The sequence below is a fragment of the Allobosea sp. 2RAB26 genome, from assembly GCF_052115465.1.
Classification (GTDB): domain Bacteria; phylum Pseudomonadota; class Alphaproteobacteria; order Rhizobiales; family Beijerinckiaceae; genus Allobosea.
Window position 1 is genome coordinate 127829 of record NZ_JBFRGS010000010.1, and the last position, 18375, is coordinate 146203.

Annotated in this window: 20 protein-coding genes; 9 read left to right on the forward strand and 11 right to left on the reverse strand. The window is 64.6% G+C overall.

What is annotated here, in order from left to right; all coding sequences use genetic code 11:
- Positions 1 to 114: 114 nt before the first annotated feature.
- Both AB4118_RS20455 and AB4118_RS20460 read left to right on the forward strand, forming a co-directional pair.
- Complete coding sequence (locus AB4118_RS20455; RefSeq protein ID WP_441491475.1) at positions 115 to 903, forward strand: ATP12 family chaperone protein; 789 nt, start codon at positions 115 to 117, stop codon at positions 901 to 903.
- Positions 904 to 992: 89 nt separating this feature from the next.
- Entirely contained in the window at positions 993 to 2522 is a 1530-nt protein-coding gene (locus AB4118_RS20460) for an acyl-CoA carboxylase subunit beta (RefSeq protein ID WP_441491476.1), read from the forward strand.
- Positions 2523 to 2533: 11 nt separating this feature from the next.
- Here AB4118_RS20460 and fabF read toward each other — a convergent pair whose 3' ends face one another.
- The 7 genes from fabF to AB4118_RS20495 all read right to left on the reverse strand — a co-directional run bounded on the left by fabF (position 2534) and on the right by AB4118_RS20495 (position 8092).
- Entirely contained in the window at positions 2534 to 3799 is a 1266-nt protein-coding gene (gene fabF / locus AB4118_RS20465) for a beta-ketoacyl-ACP synthase II (protein WP_441491477.1), read from the reverse strand.
- Positions 3800 to 3808: 9 nt separating this feature from the next.
- Positions 3809 to 4324 carry a winged helix-turn-helix transcriptional regulator gene (locus tag AB4118_RS20470; RefSeq protein ID WP_441491478.1) on the reverse strand — a complete coding sequence of 172 codons (516 nt, stop codon included), beginning with the start codon at positions 4322 to 4324 and terminating at the stop codon, positions 3809 to 3811.
- Positions 4325 to 4404: 80 nt separating this feature from the next.
- On the reverse strand, positions 4405 to 5046 hold the full coding sequence (locus AB4118_RS20475) for a hypothetical protein (protein WP_441491479.1): 642 nt from the start codon (positions 5044 to 5046) through the stop codon (positions 4405 to 4407).
- Positions 5043 to 5660: a hypothetical protein gene (locus AB4118_RS20480; RefSeq protein WP_441491480.1), complete on the reverse strand. Its 618-nt coding sequence runs from the start codon at positions 5658 to 5660 to the stop codon at positions 5043 to 5045. The genes AB4118_RS20475 and AB4118_RS20480 overlap by 4 nt, the downstream gene beginning before the upstream one ends.
- On the reverse strand, positions 5657 to 6616 hold the full coding sequence (locus AB4118_RS20485; RefSeq protein WP_441491481.1) for an ABC transporter substrate-binding protein: 960 nt from the start codon (positions 6614 to 6616) through the stop codon (positions 5657 to 5659). The genes AB4118_RS20480 and AB4118_RS20485 overlap by 4 nt, the downstream gene beginning before the upstream one ends.
- Positions 6613 to 7365, reverse strand: a complete 753-nt coding sequence (locus AB4118_RS20490; protein ID WP_441491482.1) for an ABC transporter ATP-binding protein — start codon at positions 7363 to 7365, stop codon at positions 6613 to 6615. The genes AB4118_RS20485 and AB4118_RS20490 overlap by 4 nt, the downstream gene beginning before the upstream one ends.
- On the reverse strand, positions 7358 to 8092 hold the full coding sequence (locus AB4118_RS20495) for an ABC transporter permease (protein WP_441491483.1): 735 nt from the start codon (positions 8090 to 8092) through the stop codon (positions 7358 to 7360). Before AB4118_RS20495 ends, AB4118_RS20490 begins: the two co-directional genes overlap by 8 nt.
- Positions 8093 to 8429: 337 nt before the next feature.
- On the opposite strand from AB4118_RS20495, the gene AB4118_RS20500 reads away from it, so the two are divergent.
- The 3 genes from AB4118_RS20500 to dksA all read left to right on the forward strand — a co-directional run bounded on the left by AB4118_RS20500 (position 8430) and on the right by dksA (position 11425).
- Positions 8430 to 9803: an MBOAT family O-acyltransferase gene (locus AB4118_RS20500; RefSeq protein WP_441491484.1), complete on the forward strand. Its 1374-nt coding sequence runs from the start codon at positions 8430 to 8432 to the stop codon at positions 9801 to 9803.
- A gap of 82 nt (positions 9804 to 9885) precedes the next feature.
- A complete protein-coding gene (locus tag AB4118_RS20505) occupies positions 9886 to 10815 on the forward strand; it encodes a hypothetical protein (protein ID WP_441491485.1) in 930 nt (309 codons plus the stop codon).
- Positions 10816 to 11002: 187 nt separating this feature from the next.
- Positions 11003 to 11425: an RNA polymerase-binding protein DksA gene (dksA, locus tag AB4118_RS20510; RefSeq protein ID WP_113513504.1), complete on the forward strand. Its 423-nt coding sequence runs from the start codon at positions 11003 to 11005 to the stop codon at positions 11423 to 11425.
- 238 nt (positions 11426 to 11663) lie between these two features.
- Here the strand turns inward: dksA and flgH are convergent, their stop codons facing one another.
- The 4 genes from flgH to flgF are packed head-to-tail and all read right to left on the reverse strand — an operon-like array spanning position 11664 to position 15056.
- On the reverse strand, positions 11664 to 12416 hold the full coding sequence (flgH, locus tag AB4118_RS20515) for a flagellar basal body L-ring protein FlgH (protein ID WP_441491486.1): 753 nt from the start codon (positions 12414 to 12416) through the stop codon (positions 11664 to 11666).
- Between the two features lie 23 nt (positions 12417 to 12439).
- Positions 12440 to 13489, reverse strand: a complete 1050-nt coding sequence (gene flgA / locus AB4118_RS20520; RefSeq protein ID WP_441491487.1) for a flagellar basal body P-ring formation chaperone FlgA — start codon at positions 13487 to 13489, stop codon at positions 12440 to 12442.
- An 11-nt stretch (positions 13490 to 13500) separates the two neighbouring features.
- Complete coding sequence (gene flgG, locus AB4118_RS20525; protein ID WP_069879979.1) at positions 13501 to 14292, reverse strand: flagellar basal-body rod protein FlgG; 792 nt, start codon at positions 14290 to 14292, stop codon at positions 13501 to 13503.
- Positions 14293 to 14312: 20 nt separating this feature from the next.
- Positions 14313 to 15056, reverse strand: a complete 744-nt coding sequence (gene flgF, locus AB4118_RS20530) for a flagellar basal-body rod protein FlgF (protein ID WP_069879978.1) — start codon at positions 15054 to 15056, stop codon at positions 14313 to 14315.
- Positions 15057 to 15348: 292 nt separating this feature from the next.
- Here flgF and fliL point away from each other — a divergent pair, with 292 nt between their 5' ends.
- From fliL to AB4118_RS20550, 4 genes are read left to right on the forward strand one after another with little or no spacing between them, the layout of a single operon-like run.
- On the forward strand, positions 15349 to 15858 hold the full coding sequence (fliL, locus tag AB4118_RS20535; protein WP_441491488.1) for a flagellar basal body-associated protein FliL: 510 nt from the start codon (positions 15349 to 15351) through the stop codon (positions 15856 to 15858).
- Positions 15859 to 15897: 39 nt separating this feature from the next.
- Complete coding sequence (gene fliM, locus AB4118_RS20540; protein ID WP_113513509.1) at positions 15898 to 17034, forward strand: flagellar motor switch protein FliM; 1137 nt, start codon at positions 15898 to 15900, stop codon at positions 17032 to 17034.
- A gap of 17 nt (positions 17035 to 17051) precedes the next feature.
- Positions 17052 to 17510 carry a DUF6468 domain-containing protein gene (locus tag AB4118_RS20545; RefSeq protein ID WP_441491489.1) on the forward strand — a complete coding sequence of 153 codons (459 nt, stop codon included), beginning with the start codon at positions 17052 to 17054 and terminating at the stop codon, positions 17508 to 17510.
- On the forward strand, positions 17507 to 18340 hold the full coding sequence (locus AB4118_RS20550) for a MotE family protein (RefSeq protein ID WP_441491490.1): 834 nt from the start codon (positions 17507 to 17509) through the stop codon (positions 18338 to 18340). The genes AB4118_RS20545 and AB4118_RS20550 overlap by 4 nt, the downstream gene beginning before the upstream one ends.
- Positions 18341 to 18375: the final 35 nt, after the last annotated feature.

An 18375-nucleotide genomic window follows, 5' to 3' on the forward strand; every position in this document is an offset into this window, starting at 1 on the left:
GTTCATTTCCGCGCGCATAGGCGCGGGAGGACGGGCGTTTAGAGCACGCTCCTCCTAACGTCAACCGCCGCCAGGACCGTTTCCCGCCTGCGCCGAATGCGCTATGGGACCCGCATGTCGACAGATGCATTTCTCCAGCGGTTCGGTGCGCCCGGCTCGCCTCAGCCCGATCCCGTTGCCGCGGCGCAAAGCGCGATGCGCAACGCCCTGCCCAAGCGCTTCTACGAAACCGCTGGTGTGCTCGAACGCGACGGGCTCTTCCATGTCGCGCTCGATGGCCGGACGGCCCGGACCCCGGCCCGGAATCCCTTGGCCATCACCTCGCGCCCGGTCGCCGAGGCACTCGCCGCGGAATGGCAGGCGCAGGGCGAGCGGATCGACCCCGCCGTCATGCCGCTGACACGACTGGTCAATTCCGCGCTCGATGGCGTGTCCGACCAGCATGAAGCCGTGCGCGCCGAGATCGTACGCTATGCCGGCAGCGACGCGCTCTGCTATCGCGCCAGCGAACCGGACAATCTGGTCGAGCGCCAGCGTGATGTCTGGGACCCGATCATCGCCGGCACCGAGGCCGCCCTCGACGCACGCTTCACCCTCACTGAGGGCGTGATGTTTGCCGCGCAACCGGCCGGCTTGCTCGACGCCGTCGCCCGGCGTGTTGCCGATCTCTCCGCGCCTCTGGCGCTCGCCGGAGCGCATAATGTGATGACACTTTCAGGCTCGGCCATTCTCATGCTGGCCCTCGCCGACGGACGGCTGGACGAAGAGCAGGCATGGACTGCCGCCCATCTCGACGAGGACTATCAGATCGAGATCTGGGGACAGGATGAGGACGCCGCCGCCAGGCGAACGATCCGCCGCCAGGAATTCGCGGCGGCCGTGCTTCTGCTCCAACACGGATAGCGCAAGCCCGAACGAACGGCTGATGGACAGCATGGCCTTCGCCCCTTAAGCCGGAACGCAGGCGTTCTGACCGGCGACGGGGCATTTCCATGAAGGACATTCTCGAGCAGCTTGAATCCCGCCGCGAGGGCGCGCGCAAGGGTGGCGGCGACAGGCGCATCGAGGCGCAGCACAAGCGCGGCAAGCTGACCGCTCGCGAGCGTATCGAACTCCTGCTCGATCACGGCTCCTTCGAAGAATTCGACATGTTCGTGCAGCACCGCTGCGTCGATTTCGGCATGGAGAAGGGTGAGAAGATCCCGGGTGACGGCGTCGTCACTGGCTGGGGCACCGTCAATGGGCGCACCGTCTTCGTCTTCTCCAAGGACTTCACCGTCTTCGGCGGCTCGCTCTCCGAAACACATGCCCAGAAGATCACCAAGATCCAGGACATGGCGCTGAAGATGCGGGCCCCGATCGTCGGCCTGTTCGACGCGGGCGGCGCCCGCATCCAGGAAGGCGTCGCGGCGCTCGGCGGCTACGGCGAGGTCTTCAAGCGCAATGTCACGGCCTCGGGCGTCATTCCCCAGATCTCGGTGATCATGGGCCCCTGCGCTGGCGGCGACGTCTATTCCCCGGCGATGACCGACTTCATCTTCATGGTCCGCGACACTAGCTACATGTTCGTCACCGGCCCGGAGGTGGTGAAGACCGTCACCAACGAGACCGTCACGTCCGAGGAGCTGGGCGGGGCCAAGGTCCACACCTCGAAATCCTCGGTGGCCGACGGCTCCTTCGAGAACGATGTCGAGGCACTGCTGCAGGTGCGCCGGCTGATCGACTTCCTGCCGGCCAACAACACGGTCGGCGTCCCGGAATGGCCGAGTTTCGACGTGCCGGACCGTGTCGACATGAGCCTCGACACGCTCGTACCCGACAATCCGAACAAACCCTATGACATCAAGGAACTGATCCTGAAGACGCTCGACGAGGGCGACTTCTTCGAGATCCAGGCGGCCTATGCCGGCAATATCGTCACCGGATTCGGCCGCATCGAGGGCCGCACCGTCGGCGTCGTCGCCAACCAGCCCATGGTGCTCGCCGGCGTGCTCGATTCCGATGCCAGCCGTAAGGCGGCCCGCTTCGTGCGCTATTGCGACGCCTTCGAGATCCCGATCGTCACCTTCGTCGACGTGCCGGGCTTCCTGCCGGGCACGGCGCAGGAATACGGCGGACTGATCAAGCACGGCGCCAAGCTGCTCTTCGCCTATAGCGAATGCACGGTACCGCTGGTCACGGTCATCACCCGCAAGGCATTCGGCGGCGCCTATGACGTGATGGCCTCAAAACATATCGGCGCCGACGTCAACTATGCCTGGCCGACGGCGCAGATCGCGGTGATGGGCGCCAAGGGCGCGGTGGAGATCATCTTCCGCGGCGGCGATGCCGAGACCATCGCACGCCAGACCAAGGAATATGAGGACCGCTTCATGTCGCCCTTCGTCGCCGCCGAGCGCGGTTATGTCGACGAGGTGATCATGCCGCACTCGACCCGTCGCCGGATCGCCCGGGCCCTGGCCATGCTCAGAACCAAAAACGTCGAGCGGCCCTGGCGCAAGCACGACAATATTCCGCTGTGAGCTGACGCGAGCTACTGCCAGCGCCTGAATACCGCGCTCGCATTCACCCCGCCAAAGCCGAAACCGTTCGAGATGGCATGCTCCATCTGGAGCGGGCGGGCCTCCTTAGCCACGAGATCGAGCCCCGCCGCATCCTCGTCCGGATTGTCGAGATTGAGCGTCGGCGGCGCGATCTGGTCGCGCAGCGCCAGGATGGTGAAGATCGCTTCCAGCCCGCCGGCCGCGCCGAGCAGGTGCCCCGTCGCCGATTTGGTGGCGCTGATCGCGATGCTGCGCTCCGAACCGAAAAGCGCTCTGATTGCCGCCAATTCGCCTCGGTCGCCGACCGGCGTCGAGGTCGAGTGCGCATTGAGATGACGGATATCGTGCGGCTGCAGGCCGGCCTGTTTCAGGGCGATCTCCATGGCGCGCCGCGCGCCCGAACCATCTTCCGGGCCTGAGGTGATGTGATAGGCATCGGCACTGGTGCCATAGCCAGTGATCTCGGCCAGCGGCGCAGCCCCTCGCGCCTGCGCATGCTCCAGGGCCTCGATCACCAGCATGCCGGCGCCCTCGCCCATGACGAAACCGTCGCGGTCCCGGTCGAAGGGGCGTGAGGCACGCTCGGGCTCGCCATTGAAGCCGGTCGAGAGCGCACGCGCCGCGGCAAAGCCACCAAGCGCGACAAGATCGATGCAGGCCTCGGCGCCGCCGCAGAGCGCGATATCGGCCTCTCCCGCCCGGATCAGCCGCGCCGCATCGCCGATCGCCTGCACGCCAGCGGCGCAGGCCGTGACCGGCGCACCGATCGGCCCCTTGAAGCCGTGGTCGATCGAGACATGACCAGCCGCAAGATTGACCAGGAAGGACGGGATCGTGAAGGGCGAAAGCCGTCGCACACCGCGCGTATCGGTGATGCGCACCGCTTCGGCGATCGCGGGAAAGCCGCCAATGCCGGAGGCGATGACCGTCGCGGTGCGCTCCCGCTGCACGTCATCGGTCGGCGCCCAGCCGGCCTGCTCCAGCGCCTCCTTCGCCGCCACCAGCGCGAACTGAATGAAGCGATCCATCTTGCGCTGGTCCTTGGGAGCAATAGCGCTGTCGGGATCGAAGCCCCCCTCAGCGTCCTCCGCCTTCGTCGGCACGGCACCGGCAACCTTGGCCGGCAGGGTCTCGACAATGCTGTCGGGCAGGCGCCGCAGCCCGGAACGGCCGGCGAGCAGCCGCGACCACGTCAGTTCGGTTCCACAGCCCAGGGGCGAGACAACGCCCATACCGGTTACAACGACGCGGCGCATCGGCAGATCCTATTCGATGTGAGAGGGACAGAGCGGTCGCAAACCTCTCTGCGCGGCAATGTGCCGGCGCATCTGTTCGCTGGCTCGCGGACCGGGAATGAGAGCGACATTATCGGACGTGATCGGCGTCGCGCTGGCGGCATCGACCAGGATCGGTTCGAGCGGCTGGCCGGAAACGCGCCCTGCCAGCAGCACGGACACGCCCTCGGGGGCGAGATGCCGGTTGCCCCAGGCGAGCATTGCCGCAATCACCGGGAAGAAGTCCCGCCCCTTGGCGGTCAGCAGGTACTCATATCGCTTTGGCCGCTCGCGATAGAGCCGCCGCTCGAACAGGCCGCTCTGCGTGAGATGCTTGAGACGGCGAGCCAGCATATTGGGCGCAATGCCGAGACTCGCCTGAAACTCGTCGAAGCGCGTGAGCCCACGGAACGCATCGCGCAGGATCAGGAGGCTCCACCATTCGCAGACGGTTTCGACCGTCCGCGCGCAGGGGCATTCGGAGAGTGAAGCGGGCCTGGATTGCATGCTCACTCCGGCTAGACCAGTTACTATCATTTTGCAAGTAACGGATCGAACCGGAGTACGGGGTCTCTCTCGCTGGGGTGCTATCCCGGGGTTCGGAACGCCTCATCCGTCCAGTCGAGCAGCTTGCCCAGAAAGCGCGAGGCCGCCGGCATGAAGAAGCTGCCATGATGGTAGAACGGGTCGAGCGTGGTCACGATCATGCGCCCGGCCCCACCGCCAACATGACGGTGGTCGTAGAGGATCGAGCCGCCCTTGCCCTGAGGGTCGCCATCCGGCGTGATGTCCACCAGTGAGGTCGCCCCCGGCGGTGGCGTCAGCAGGCCGTGATAGTGCCAGACCAGCTCCTTCATCCCGACATGGCGAAAAAGTTCGTGATCGGGCGCGACGATGCGGTGGCCGGGATCGGCACCCTGCTCCAGCCACCACCAGAAATTGGTCGGACGGAACTCCCATGAGACGCCGGGCGCCCATTGCTGGGCGCTGTTCTCGCCAAGCACGATCAGGGTGCCGCCACCGGCCAGATAGTCGAGGAGGATCGGGCGCTTGCCCCGCAGAACGCCCGGATGAATGCGATCCGCCACCATCAGGGCGTCGCAGCCGGCAAGGTCGGCCGCAGCCAGTTCAGGCGCGTAGATCGTCCGGTCGAAGCGACCACCGAGCCGCTGACCATAGATTGCTTCCTGGTGGTAATAGGTTCCGCCGTCCAGCACCGCGAGTGTCATGCTGCCTCCGATGGCTTGGCGATCCAGTCGAACAGTTGCGGCATGATCCGCTCCGAGCTGTTGCCCGAGCCGAAATAGCCCCACAAATCCGCGCCGGCATGGACCAGCAACCGCCCTCCCACCGCCGGCCGGCAATCGAAATCGACCGGAGACCGGCTCGGTCCCAGGCTGTTGATGATGCGCGCACCGGGCGGTGGCGGGTTGGAACCGCGCCCATAGAAGCCCGCCACGCCGCGCCGCTTCGAGAGATCCGCAGGATCGACGCCGGCCCAGACCGGGTGCTCCGCCTCTCGGTTGACCGCGAGATCGTCGACCCGATAGCCGGGGATCGGCTGGAACCGCGAGAGTTCGGCCAGGAAAGGGTGCCCGATATGGCCGCAGACGACGATCGTGCCGCCACCGGCCAGGAAGGCTTCAAGCTGTCCCCGGCGCGAGGCAAGATAGCGCTGGTCCGAATGCAATCCGAGCAGCAGGCCGCGCGTGCGGGAAAGCGCGGTCCGTTCGAGATCGTAGAACGGCACGAGGTCGATTCGCGGGCCGAGCGCGAGATCCGTGATCAGGGCCTGGGCACCGGTCTCGCTCTGCTCGCAATCAAGGAGGATGGCGTCGATCACGGTTTGAACGCCATCGGATCGATGAGGTCGCGGCGCATGTCGATGGTCTTCTGCAACATGCCGGCCTCGATCATGAAGGATTGATCGGCTTCAAGGTTCTTCACATCGGCATCGGTCATGGCGAGCGTGAAATCATACCAGGGCAGTTGCTTGCGCGCGTCCTCGACCGAGATCTTCTGGTCCTCGGCCGCGATCTTCAGGGCTTCCTCGGGATCGGTCTTCATGAACGCGAGTGCCTTGCCGTGAGCTGCGAGATAGGCCTGCACCAGGTCCGGATAGTCCCGGAGAAAATCGGTTCGTACCGCGATCACCGAGGTCGGAGCGATCAGCCCCTCGCCGCTCGCCAGGATGCGCCCGCCGGCAGCTTCCACCTGCAGGGCATTGGCGCCGGCCAGCGTCGCCGCATCAACCTTGCCCGCCAGAAGTGCTGCCCGCGCCGCCGGGATATCCATGTTGAGATACTCGACATCGCCGAGCTTCATGCCATTGGCGGCCAGCGCCGCGGCCAGGAGCTGGTTCAGCGTCGTCCCCTTGGGGCCGCCCACGCTCTTGCCCTTCAGATCCTTGACCGAAGCAGGGCCGTTCGCCGTCGTCATCACGAAGAAGGCCTTGGGCGAACGCGAATAGGCGGCAATCACCTTGAGGTCGATGCCGTTCGCCCGCCCGAGAATGGCCGAGGTCCCGCCCAGTACGCTGGCAATGTCGACCGCACCGGCGGCAAGCGCCTGGATCTGCGCCGCGCCCGAGGTGATCTCGGGATTCTCGACCTTGTTGATGCCCGCCGCCGCAAAAGCTTCCTCGAGAAAGCCCTTCTTGCGCATGACAATGGAGGGAACGTTGAAGGGTGACGCCACATAAGTAACGCGCACGCTCGATGGCTTGTCGGCAGCATGGACCGAGATCGCAGGTGCAGCCGCAACGATGACCGCAAGGGCGATCAGCTTCAGAAGTTTCACGACACAATCTCCTTCTGTAAGGGATGCCTGCTCGTTTCGAGCAGGCGCTCGAGCACGGCACGGCGATGGGCGAGCAGCGCGGGATCCGTAGGGTCTCGCGGGTAGGGAAGATCGACCCGGCGCAAACCGACGAGCCGGCCCACCGACAATTCGGCAATGGCCTCGCCAAGCAGAACCGCCTCCTCGACGTCATGGGTGACGAAGACGACGGTCGGCCGGCGCTTACGCCAGATTTCGACGAGCTCCTGCTGCATGGTGCGGCGTGTGAAGGCGTCGAGCGCGCCAAAGGGCTCGTCCATGAGCAAAAGGTCCGGTTCGAGGACGAGCGCGCGGGCAATCGCAACCCGCTGCGCCATGCCGCCCGAGAGCTGCTCGGGCGTTGCCTCTGCAAATCCCGAAAGCCCGACGAGGGCCAACGCTTCGCCGACGCGCTGATCGATGACCTCTTGCGGGATGCGGCCGCGGAGCCCGAACCCGGCGTTGCGCGCGACGCTGAGCCACGGCATCAACCGCGGCTCCTGGAAGACATAGCCGATGCGCGGGCGCCCGCCGCCAGCAAAACTCAATGTGCCGGACGTCGGCTCGGCAAGCCCGGCCAGGATACGCAGCAACGTGGTCTTGCCGCAGCCGCTGCGCCCCACGATCGCTGTGAAGCTGCCGCGCGGCAGATCGAGATCGACGCCTTCGAGAGCGGCGACGCTGCGCCCCGCCACCGAATAGTTCATACCGAGATTGCGGGCCTCAAACACGGCCGAGCTCCAGATGGGAGCGCAGCCACGGCGCGCTGCGGCGGATCGCGGCCCGGGCCAGGGCATCGGCGATCAGCCCGAGCACGCCGATGACAAAGACCCCGACGAGAACAATGTCGGTGCGCGCAAGATTCTGGGCGTCGATGATCATGTAGCCGAGCCCCGAGCTCGACGCGATCAACTCGGCTCCGACCAGAGCCCGCCAACTGTAGCCGAGCCCGATCCGCAGACCGACGACGAGGGCCGGAAGCGAGGCCGGAAGAACGATCCGACGCAGAATTTCCGAGCTGTTCAGGCCGCAAGCCCGGCCGACCTCGACGAGCTTCGGATCCGCCTGGGCAATCCCCCCAAGGGCTCCCAGGAAGATCGGAAAGAAGCAAGAGAGCACGATCACACCGATCTTCTGCACTTCGCCGATACCGAGCCACAGGATCAGCAGCGGCAGCAGCGCAAGCGGCGGAACCTGGCGCAGGAATTCGAGCGCCGGCTCGACCAGCGCGCGCAACCGCGGCAGCAGACCGAACAGCAGAGCCAGGGGCAAGGCAGTGGCGACGGAAAGGCCATAGCCGAGGATCACGCGCTGCAAGCTGATCGCCACATGCCTGACAAGGGAGCCATCGGCGATGAGTTGACGTCCCGCCTCCATGACCGCGACCGGCCCAGGCAGCAGGAAGGGCGAAACGAGACCGAGCGCACTGGCTACAGACCAGAGCAGTCCCAACAGCAAGAATATGGGCAGTCCTTTTGACACGGCTACTACGATTGTTTCAGAGCAAGGCGGCGGCGCCCGCGCGACTGACTAGCATTGTTTCGTAGCGCATCAACAATATTACGATATTTATCACGCTAATATTTATTATAATTATTCTAATGAGAATAATACGCTTTCGACAAGAGACACAGAACGACGCGCATGCTTTGCAGATCGGAATAACTGCGCGACTGACGAGCATTTTCGTGCGGAAGCCCGCTTCGCCGAGCCTCCCGGCCCGCGACCCCGGACATGACTCCTGGGAGATAATCGTCTAAGGCGGCGCTCGCCCCCAAGAGATTTCCCGCTCTCGATGCTGTTCAATTCCTTCGTCTTCCTGCTCGGCTTCTTGCCGCTTGCACTCGCCCTGCACTGGCTGGTCGAGCGTTTTCAGCCAAGCCTGCGGCTGCCTGTTCTGGCGCTCCTGTCCTTTGTCTTCTACGGCTATTGGGACTGGCGCTTCGTCCCGCTGCTGGCTTTCTCGATCCTGCTCAACTGGTGGATCGCAGAAGCCTTCCTGAAGACCAAGCGAAGCGGCCTGATTTCGCTGGCGATCGCACTCAACCTCGCCGTGCTGGCGCTGTTCAAATACTTCAATTTTTTCGCTGAGTTCGCAGGCATGGTTCCGGGATTACCCGTCCCCAAGCTTGATCTGGCGCTTCCGCTCGGCATCTCCTTCTTTACCTTCCACCATGTGATGTACCTGACGGATCTCAGGCGCGGCGAGGCCCCGCGCTACGATCTGGTGCGCTATGCGCTCTACATCGCCTTCTTCCCGCAGGTGCTTGCCGGACCGCTGGTGCGCTGGCGCGAGATCATGCATCAGTTCGACGAACGACCCTATTTGCGATCCGACGCGGCCGAACGCATCGCACGTGGGCTGATGCTCCTGACTGCCGGTCTCGCCAAGAAGGTGCTGCTCGGCGACCCGCTGGCCGAATACGCCAACCCCGTCTTCGCCGCGGCAGCTGCCGGACAGGTCGTTTCAGTAGCCGAGGCCTGGCAAGGCACACTTGCCTTCACCTTCCAGATCTATTTCGACTTCTCCGGCTATACCGACATGGCGCTCGGCCTGGCCCTTCTCTTCGGCATCGTGCTGCCGCAGAATTTCGATGTGCCCTATCGCAGCATCAGCATCCAGGATTTCTGGCGGCGCTGGCACATGACGCTGTCGCGCTTCCTCCGCGACTACCTCTACATCTGGATGGGCGGCTCGCGCCGGGGACTGCCGACCCAGATCTGGGCGCTCTTCGCCACCATGGCGCTTGGTGGCCTCTGGCATGGCGCCGGCCTCACCTTCATCGCCTGGGGCGTCGCCCATGGCGTGGCCCTGATCATCTGCCTGCTCTGGCGCCGTGCCAAGCTGCCGATGCCGGCGCTGCTCGGCTGGGCCCTGACCCTGCTCTTTGTGACGCTGTGCTGGGTCTTGTTCCGCGCCTCCTCCTTCCCGGCGGCGCTGACGATCTACAAGGGCCTCTTCGGCTTCGCGCCCTTCGGCTCCGGCTTCAAATGGCGCGCTTTGCTGCCCGCAGCCGCCTTTGCGATGCTCGGCCCGACCGCATGGGCCCTGGTGCACCGGCTGCCGCCGGCGCGGTGGATCGCCGTGCTGATGGCAGTGCTCTTCGTCCTTGTGTTGTTCAAGATCGGCGACGACGCCAATTATGAATTCATCTACTTCCAGTTCTGAACGGCTCAGCGCCGAGGCCAACCCCGCCGCAGGAATGAGCTGGCAGCGGTTTATCCGCGTCTCTCTGACTGCGGGAGGCCTCTTGCTAGCCGCCTTCTTCGCCGCAGCCATCCTGATCGACCCCTATGACAGCGGGCGCTCACCACTGTCATTGAAGCAGGGCGTTCGCCCGCAGGGTCCGCGCACAGCCGCCGCCAGCCGCGGCCGCGACCCTGCATTCTCGGGAGCGATATTCGGCAATTCCCATATCCAACTGGTCAAACCCGACCTGCTGAAAACGCTGACGGGAATCCCCTTCGTCTCGCTGATCGCCCCCGCGACAGGCCCCAAGGAGACGCTGGTGCTGATCGACTGGTACCTGCGCCATAGGCAAGAACCGGCCAAGGCTCTGGTCATCAGCGTCGACCACACCTGGTGCACGCCCGACCCGGCCATGCCCGTCAGCAAACCCTTCCCGTTCTGGCTCTTCAGCCGCAATTTCGCGGAGTATCTCTTCGGATTGATGCGCTACGACGTCGTCGAAGAACTGCCGCGCCGCATCCGATATGAGATCAGGAACGCACCGAAACGCGCTAGCCCGGATGGATACTGGGACTATGAGGCTGGCTATGTCGGCCTGGGATATGTCGAAAAGCCCGAGCTTCGACGCAGGTTGCTCGAGCACCAGGATATGAGTGGTGGCAACGAAACCGGACCTTTCCCGGCGGCCACCGCGCTCGCTGCTCTCCTTGAAGCAGAATCAAAGGGCGCTCCCGTGGTGCTGGTGCGTCCGCCGCTCCATATTACCGCGCTGCCGGCACCTGGCAGTCCCGAGGGGCGCGCCGAGGCGGCCTGCCGGGCCGCTTTCCAGGCGCTAGCCGACGAACGCCCTGCAACGAAGCTTGTCGATCTGCGTCGCGACACGCCCCTGATCCGTGAGCCTTCCAATTTCTTCGACCACAGCCATTACCGTCAGATTGTCGCCCGCGAGGTCGAAACGAGCATTGCGGCAGCGCTCACGTCTCTGCGATAAGCTTGGCAAAGATGCCCCGAGAACGACGGATTTCATTTTTATGACAACGACTTCGCGAGATTGGTTGAAACTGCATCGATCGCGATTGTTACTGTCTCTCTCCCTCGCTATAAGGGCGCCAAATCGGCGGCCCGACTAAGGCAGAGTCGGTAGGCACGCCGGAAACAGACACTCAGAGAGCGCGCCTATGTCGAAACAGATCATCCTGGACGCCGACTACCGACCCTCCGACTCCGAACCCTTTATGAACGAGCGTCAGCGCGAATATTTTCGCAGCAAGCTGCTCGCCTGGAAGGAGGAGATCCTCAAGGAAGCCAAGGAGACGCTGGTCACCTTGCAGAGCGAGAGCGAGAATCACCCTGATATCGCCGATCGCGCCTCATCCGAGACCGATCGCGCGATCGAGCTGCGCGCTCGCGACCGTCAACGCAAGTTGATCGCCAAGATCGAAGCTGCGATCGCACGGATCGACGAGGGCAACTACGGCTATTGCGAGGAGACCGGCGAGCCGATCTCGCTCAAGCGCCTCGAGGCCCGGCCGATCGCAACCCTTTCGCTGGAGGCGCAGGAGCGTCACGAGCGCAACGAACGTGTTTTCCGCGACGACTGAACCTTTTCCGCCATCCACAGTCTGAAGAGAGCCTTTCGCCGCCGGCGAAAGGCTTTTTTGTTGGAATGAAGGAAACCCCGCGCGGGAGGCGCGGGGTTTCACTGGGTGCCAACCATAGAAGCTTGGGGAGCGTGGCTGGCATCCGGGACAGGGGCTTGCCTCGGGAGGAAGCAGCCCGCCGGCCAGGGAGGGAAAGGCGGGGAGCGTACCTTGCCTGGCCGGGTTTCTCGAAGGGCCGTCAGAAGGGCAGCAGGATATCCATGACCTGCTGGCCGTAGCGCGGCTGCTGGACATCGGTGATCTGACCGCGGCCTCCGTAGGCGATACGCGCCTGGGCAATCTTGCTGGAATCGATCGTGTTGTCGGATTCGATGTCCTCGGGCCGGATCACACCGGCGACGATCAGCTCGCGCACCTCGAAATTGACCCGGATCTCCTGCTTGCCTTCGATCACGAGATTGCCGTTCGGCAGGGTCTGGGTCACCACGGCAGCGACATTGGTGGCAAGCTGCTCGGCGCGGCGGACCGAGCCCGAGCCTTCACTCGACCCCTCGGAATCGAGCTTGAGCAATTCGCCTGCGCTGGAGCCGTCCGGCAGGAACTTGTCGAGCTTGTTCTCGAACCCCATGATCCTCGCTGCGCCGAAATCCTCGCCGTTCTTGCGGCTGCGCTTGGTGGTGTTGTCGAGCTGGGCCCGGTCGGTGACCTTGACCTTGACCGTGACGAGGTCCCCGACCATGCGGGCGCGCTGGTCCTTGAAGAAGGCACGCGAGCCTGTGCGCCACAGCGAGTTCGGCGCGAAGGAGGCATGTTCGACTGCCGGCATCGGCATCTGCACGGGCTTGTAGCCCTTCACCGCGGTCGGATCCTCGATCGGCGAGAGCGCTGGTGCCTGGCCAACATTGGCGAGCCGGTCGGCAGCGCCGCAGGCGCCGAGCGCGAGACCGAGCGCAAGGATGCTCGAGAACCTGAGAAGCTTGGCCTGGGACATGATGATATTCCGCATCTTCGTGACTACTGCGCGTTGGCGACGCGGCCGATACCGGCCGATTTGACCGTGATCCGGCCGGGACCGCTGACCGTGCCCTGCAACACACGCTTGGATTGCGGATTGGTGACGCTGACGACATCGCCCTTCGCGCCAGCCTCTCCGGCGCGCCCACGCATGGTGAGAAGCAGGCCTGGCGCCTCGTAGACGATGGTGACGAGATCGCCGCGGCCGACGATCTCCTCGCGCTGCACATCGCCATTGCGCAGTGGCATTCCGGCCATCAGCGCACGTCGCGCAACCTTGTCGACCGCTCCCTTCATCTCGGCGATCAGCTCCCCCCCCTGGCCTTCACGCGGGCGCCGCTCGACAATCACGTCTGCGGCGGTCAGCGTCTCGCCGCGGGCAATCGCGCGGAGCGGAACCACGACTTCCGTCGTTTCGACCAGATGCCCCGAGATCCGCACCGGCTTCAGCCGCAGCGCGGCGCTACCGGGGACCGTCAGCAAAGCCTGAAGGCGACGCGAGCGGGCGTCATAGCTCAGATCGACCACCGTCATGGCGCCCGTCAGTTCAGGCTCGACCGCAATCGAAGGCGTGCCCCCGTCCACGGCCAGCGCAAAGATCCGGCTATCGACACCGAAGCGTTCCAGCAGTCCGGTCTTCACCGCAGCCTCGACATCGGAGGCCATGACGCGGCGAGCCGCGCGGGTAACGACGACCTGCGCGATGCCCTGGCTGTCGATATCGCCGGCCTCGCGGATGACGCCGCCATTTTTCGCGGCTTCGATGATGCGGGCGGCCTGGATCGTGCCGGTCTCGCCGAGCGCCGGCGCCCGAAAGGCCGGCATGGCGGCGTCCTGCGGGGAAAGGCCAGCGATCAGATCGCCGAAGGTGACGAGGTCGCGCGACAGCGTGAGTTCGTTGCGCAACTGCATCCGGCGAAGGGCCGGGGCCGGATGCGCCTTTTCCGCCGGCAAGGCGGCCGTCGCGACAGACGCGGCCTGGTGCGGCTGAGCCGCCAGCGCAGATCCAGCGAAGAGCAGGGAAACAAGAAGGCTGGAGGAGCGGATCATGAGCATGGTCCTCACCCTCGGAACATCTGGGTCGTCGCCGACAGCATCTGGTCGGCGGCGGTGATGACCTTGGAATTCATTTCATAGGCACGCTGGGCCGAGATCAGCGAAGACAGCTCGATGACGGCCTGCACATTGCCTTCTTCGAGCGAATACTGCTGGAGCGTGCCGAACCCCTCCGCCCCGCCGACGCCATCGATCGCCTGGCCCGAGGCAGCCGTCTCGATGAAGAGGTTGTCGCCGAGCGACTCAAGGCCGACCTTGTTGATGAAGCGGGCAAGTTGGATCTGCCCGATCTGCTGTGGCGCGGTCTGGCCGGGGAGCCTGACTTCGACCGTGCCCTGCGCGTTGATGCTGACGCTGGTCGCATTGTTCGGGATCGTGATGCCCGGCTCGACCTGATAGCCGTCGCGGGTGACGAGTTGCCCCTGCGAGTCGAGATCGAACGAGCCGTCGCGGGAATAGGCGGTCCGTCCATCCGGCATGCGGATACGGAAGAAGCCCTCGCCCTTGACCGCGAGATCGTATTCCTTCTCGGTCGACGTCATGTTGCCCTGCGTCATCACGCGACCGGTCGAAACCGTCTTGACGCCCGAGCCGATGAAGGTCCCCGCCGGCACCTGCGTGTTCTGATCGGAGGTGGCGGAACCGGCCCGACGAAAGTTCTCGTAGAGGAGATCCTGAAAGTGGACGCGCTGGCGCTTGTAGCCAGTGGTGCGCACGTTGGCGATGTTGTTGGAGATGACCTGAACGTTGAGTTCCTGGGCCATCATGCCGGTCGCGGCGGTCTGAAGGGCGCGCATTGTGCTGGCTCCTTTTCCTGTCAGGCCTGCTGGTCAGCGAGGCGCGAGATCGCCCGGCTGCGCAATTCGTCGGATTTCGACATCAGGTTCGCCATGCTCTGGTAGGAGCGCTGGACCTCCATCAGCCGCGTCATCTCGATCACCGCCTTGACATTGGATGTCTCGACCGCGCCGGGCTCGAGGCGGGCCAGTGGCCCGGCCGGCTGAGCCGGAGCGGTCGAAGCGAAGAGATTGGTGCCGTCGCTGCTCAATGCAGCCGGATTGGCGAAACGCACCTGGCGGAGCTTGCCGCGCGTGCCGAGATTGGTCGACACAGTGCCGTCCGTAGCGATGCTGGCGCCGGTTTCGGTATCGCCGAACTGGATCGGGCCGCCCTCTCCCAGGACCGGCTGGCCACCCTGGGTGACGAGCTGGCCGCGGCCATTGATGGAGAGCGAACCGGCGCGCGTATAGCGCTCGCCCTGCGGGGTCTGCACCACGAGGAAATTGTCGCCGCGCAACGCCACATCGAGCGGATTGCCGGTGCGCTCGATCACGCCCTGAGACAGATCGACCGGGGTGCCCTTGTCGATGACATAGGAGAGCTTGCGGTCAGGCGCCTTGAAGCCCTCGGCACTCGCCTGGGGCATGAGAAACTCATTGAAGCGCGCCGAACGCGCCTTGAAGCCGTTCGTGCCGACATTCGCCACGTTATTGGCGATAACATCCAGCTCACGCGCCAGAGCCATCTGGCGCGACAGGCCGACGAGAAGCATGTTCTCCACGGCGGTAACTCCCGATCATGTCCCGCGAAAGCCTCGACGCTCCCCAGCGCAGCCTTCGCAGATCAGTCACCGCAACCCCCGTGCCAACGTGGTTAACTGATATCATCGCTTTGAAATATAAGAGATATTATTCAACCCGGACTGCGCCACCCGCTCGGCAACAGCGTGTCGACGGGCAGAAACGACCCGGCAAAAACTGCCGTCCTTAACGAGACGTTAACCCTGTTTCGGCAGATTTGCAGGAGTGAGCCGCCCAGAATGGAGCCGCGCTCCGGTACCCGGGCAGACAGGTATGGCCAAGAAGACCAAGAGCAGCGACGACGAGGCCGCAGACGGCGCCGGCGCGCCGAAGGCGGGCAAGAAGAAGCTCGTGATGATCGTCGGTGGCGTTGTGCTGCTGGCCGCTCTCGGTGGCGGTGGCTGGTTTTTCCTGAAGAAGCCTTCACCAGAGCAGCTTGCGGCAGCGGAAGCGGCCAAGAACGTCAAGAAGCCGGCAACCTTCGTCGAAATGAAGGACATGATGATCGGCATTTCAAGCGGCGGCCAGCAGGACCGCCAGCCGATCATGAAGATCAAGGTCGTGCTCGAGATCGCGGATGCCAAGGCCTCCGAGGAGATCAAGCCGCTGCTGCCGCGTGTCGAGGATGCCTTTCAGGTCTTCATGCGCGAGCTGCGCCCCGCCGATCTCGACGGCTCCGCCGGAATTTACCGGCTGAAGGAAGAGCTTCTGCGTCGCGTGAACGTCACCGTCTATCCGGCCAAGGTCGAAGCGGTGCTGTTCAAGGAACTGCTGGTCCAGTGAGCCGGCCTCTCCGATCCCTGACCATCAGCCGAGCGTCCCATGGCCGATAGCGAACTCGAACAGACCGGCGGCCTTCCCAAGGACCAGCCTCTGACGCCGGAGAACATGGCGGCGGAATGGGCCACCATGCCGGACACCGTCGAGGAGGAAGGCGAGGCCGAAGGCGGTACCGACCGCCTGATGAGCCAAGACGAAATCGACACGATGCTCGGTTTCTCGGCTGGAGACGACAAGGACAGTCGCAACGGCATCCAGGCGATCGTCGAATCCGGCTCGGTATCCTATGAACGCCTGCCGATGCTCGAAATCATCTTCGAGCGTCTGGTTCGGCTGCTCTCGACCAGCTTGCGCAACTTCTTCACCGACAACGTCGAGGTGTCCCTCGAGAGCATCCGCTCCGTGCGCTTCGGCGACTACATCAACTCGATCTCTCTGCCCGCCATGCTCTCGGTCTTCAAGGCAGAGGAATGGGACAATTTCGGCCTGATCACGATCGAGTCCTCCCTGATCTACTCGGTGCTGGACACGATGCTCGGCGGCAAGCGCGGGCAGCCTGCCCCGCGGGTCGACGGGCGTCCCTTCACGTCGATCGAATTCAATCTGCTGAAGCGGGTGATCGCGCTCGTCCTGAGCGATGCCGAAGCGGCATTCCAGCCGCTCTCGCCGGTGAATTTCAAGGTCGACCGGATCGAGTCCAATCCGCGCTTCGTCTCGATTTCGCGCCCTGCCAACGCAGCGATCCGGGTCGAACTGCGCTTCGACATGGAGGGGCGCGGCGGCTCGCTGCACATCCTCCTGCCTTATGCGACGATCGAGCCGATCCGTGAACTGCTCCTCGAGAGCTTCATGGGTGAGAAGCTCGGCCGCGACCCGATCTGGGAAAACCACCTCGCAACCGAGGTCTGGCAGACGGACGTCGCGGTGAAATGCGTGCTCCACGAAACCCAGATGCCCTTGAAGCGCGTGATGAAGCTCGAGATCGGCGACACGCTGATGTTCGACGCGCGCCCGGATTCAGTGGTTTCGCTGCGTTGCGGGGACTTCATGGTCAGCGAAGGTCGCATCGGGCGCGTCGACGACAAGATCGCCGTCCAGGTCGTCAGCCCGCTACGCCGCTCCAAGACCACGATCGCAGCCTTCGACAGCGCCACCAGCCATCTCGGCTCGCCGATCTGACGCCCGGGGACAACGCCATGACGATTACCCTTATCGCCGATGCGCTGGTCGCCAGCCTCCTCGTCGCCACCATCATCACCTGCTATGTCCTGTCCAAGCGAATCGAGCGGCTCAAGGCGGATGAAGGCGCGATGCGACAGACCATCGGCGCCCTGATCTCCGCCACCGACACGGCCGAGCGCGCCATCGCCGGCCTGAAACTGACGCTTGGCGACTGCGACCGGACGCTGGCCGAGCGACTGCGTACGGCCGAGCGCTATGCCGCCGATCTCGCGGCCCAGGTCGAAGCCGGTCAGGACGTCATGGAACGCATCGCCCAGATCGTCAGCGCCGCCACGCTGGTTGCGCCCAAGGCCGCGGATGCTGTGCCCGAGGTTGCCGAAGAACCGACCGTCTCGCGCCTGACGAATGCCGCGCACGCCGCCGCCGCGATCCGCGCCCGTGCCGCCAAGCGGCTGGAAGGTCAGGCGGCGTGATCGAGAGGCCCCGCCTCATCCCGGCAGTGATCCTCGGCGCCATGGGCCTCCTGGCGCTGAAGCTGATCGCCTGGACGTCGGAGCCTTATCCCGCCAAGGGGCCTGCCAGCGCGCAGGCGCTTGCGAAGACCCAGCCCGCCGCACAGCCTCTCAAGACGGAACCCGAAGTCTGGGGCCTCGCCAAGGTCATCGCCCGCGCACACGCTCCCGATACGTTCCTCGATCCCGAAACCACCGGCACGATCGAGAAGCCCAAGGCCAATCCGGAGGAAGAGGCGAAGGCCGAGGCTGCACGCGCGGCCAACCCGAACAACAAGGCCGATGTCCTCAATGGCACCGCCAGGACCACCTCGCCTGCCGAGCGCGCGATACTGGAGCGCCTCGGCGAGCGGCGCGAGGAGATCGAGGCGCGCATGCGCGAATTGGAGATGCGCGAGCGCCTGCTCGACACGGCAGAGAAGAAACTCGACGGCCGCGTCGGTGACCTGAAGCAGCTCGAGGACAAGGTCGACGGCCCCAAGGCCAAACAGGCCGAGGAAGACAGCAAGGCGATCAAGAACCTCGTCATCATGTACGAGACCATGAAGCCGAAGGACGCCGCAAAGGTCTTCGACCGTCTGAACCTCAGCGTGCTGGTTCCCGTGGTCCAGCAGATGAATCCGCGCAAAATGTCGGATGTGCTCGCTGCAATGTCCCCGGATGCTGCGGAGAAGCTGACCGTTGCCTTGGCGACCCCGGCGCGCGCGCCCAGCCTCCCGCGTTTTGCCGCCGAAGCGGCGCCCCTGTCGGGCAACGAGCTGCCCGCCGTCGCGCTGCCGCAGCGACGCTGACCCTCGCGCGTCCTTAACCCGCCATTATCCTTGAC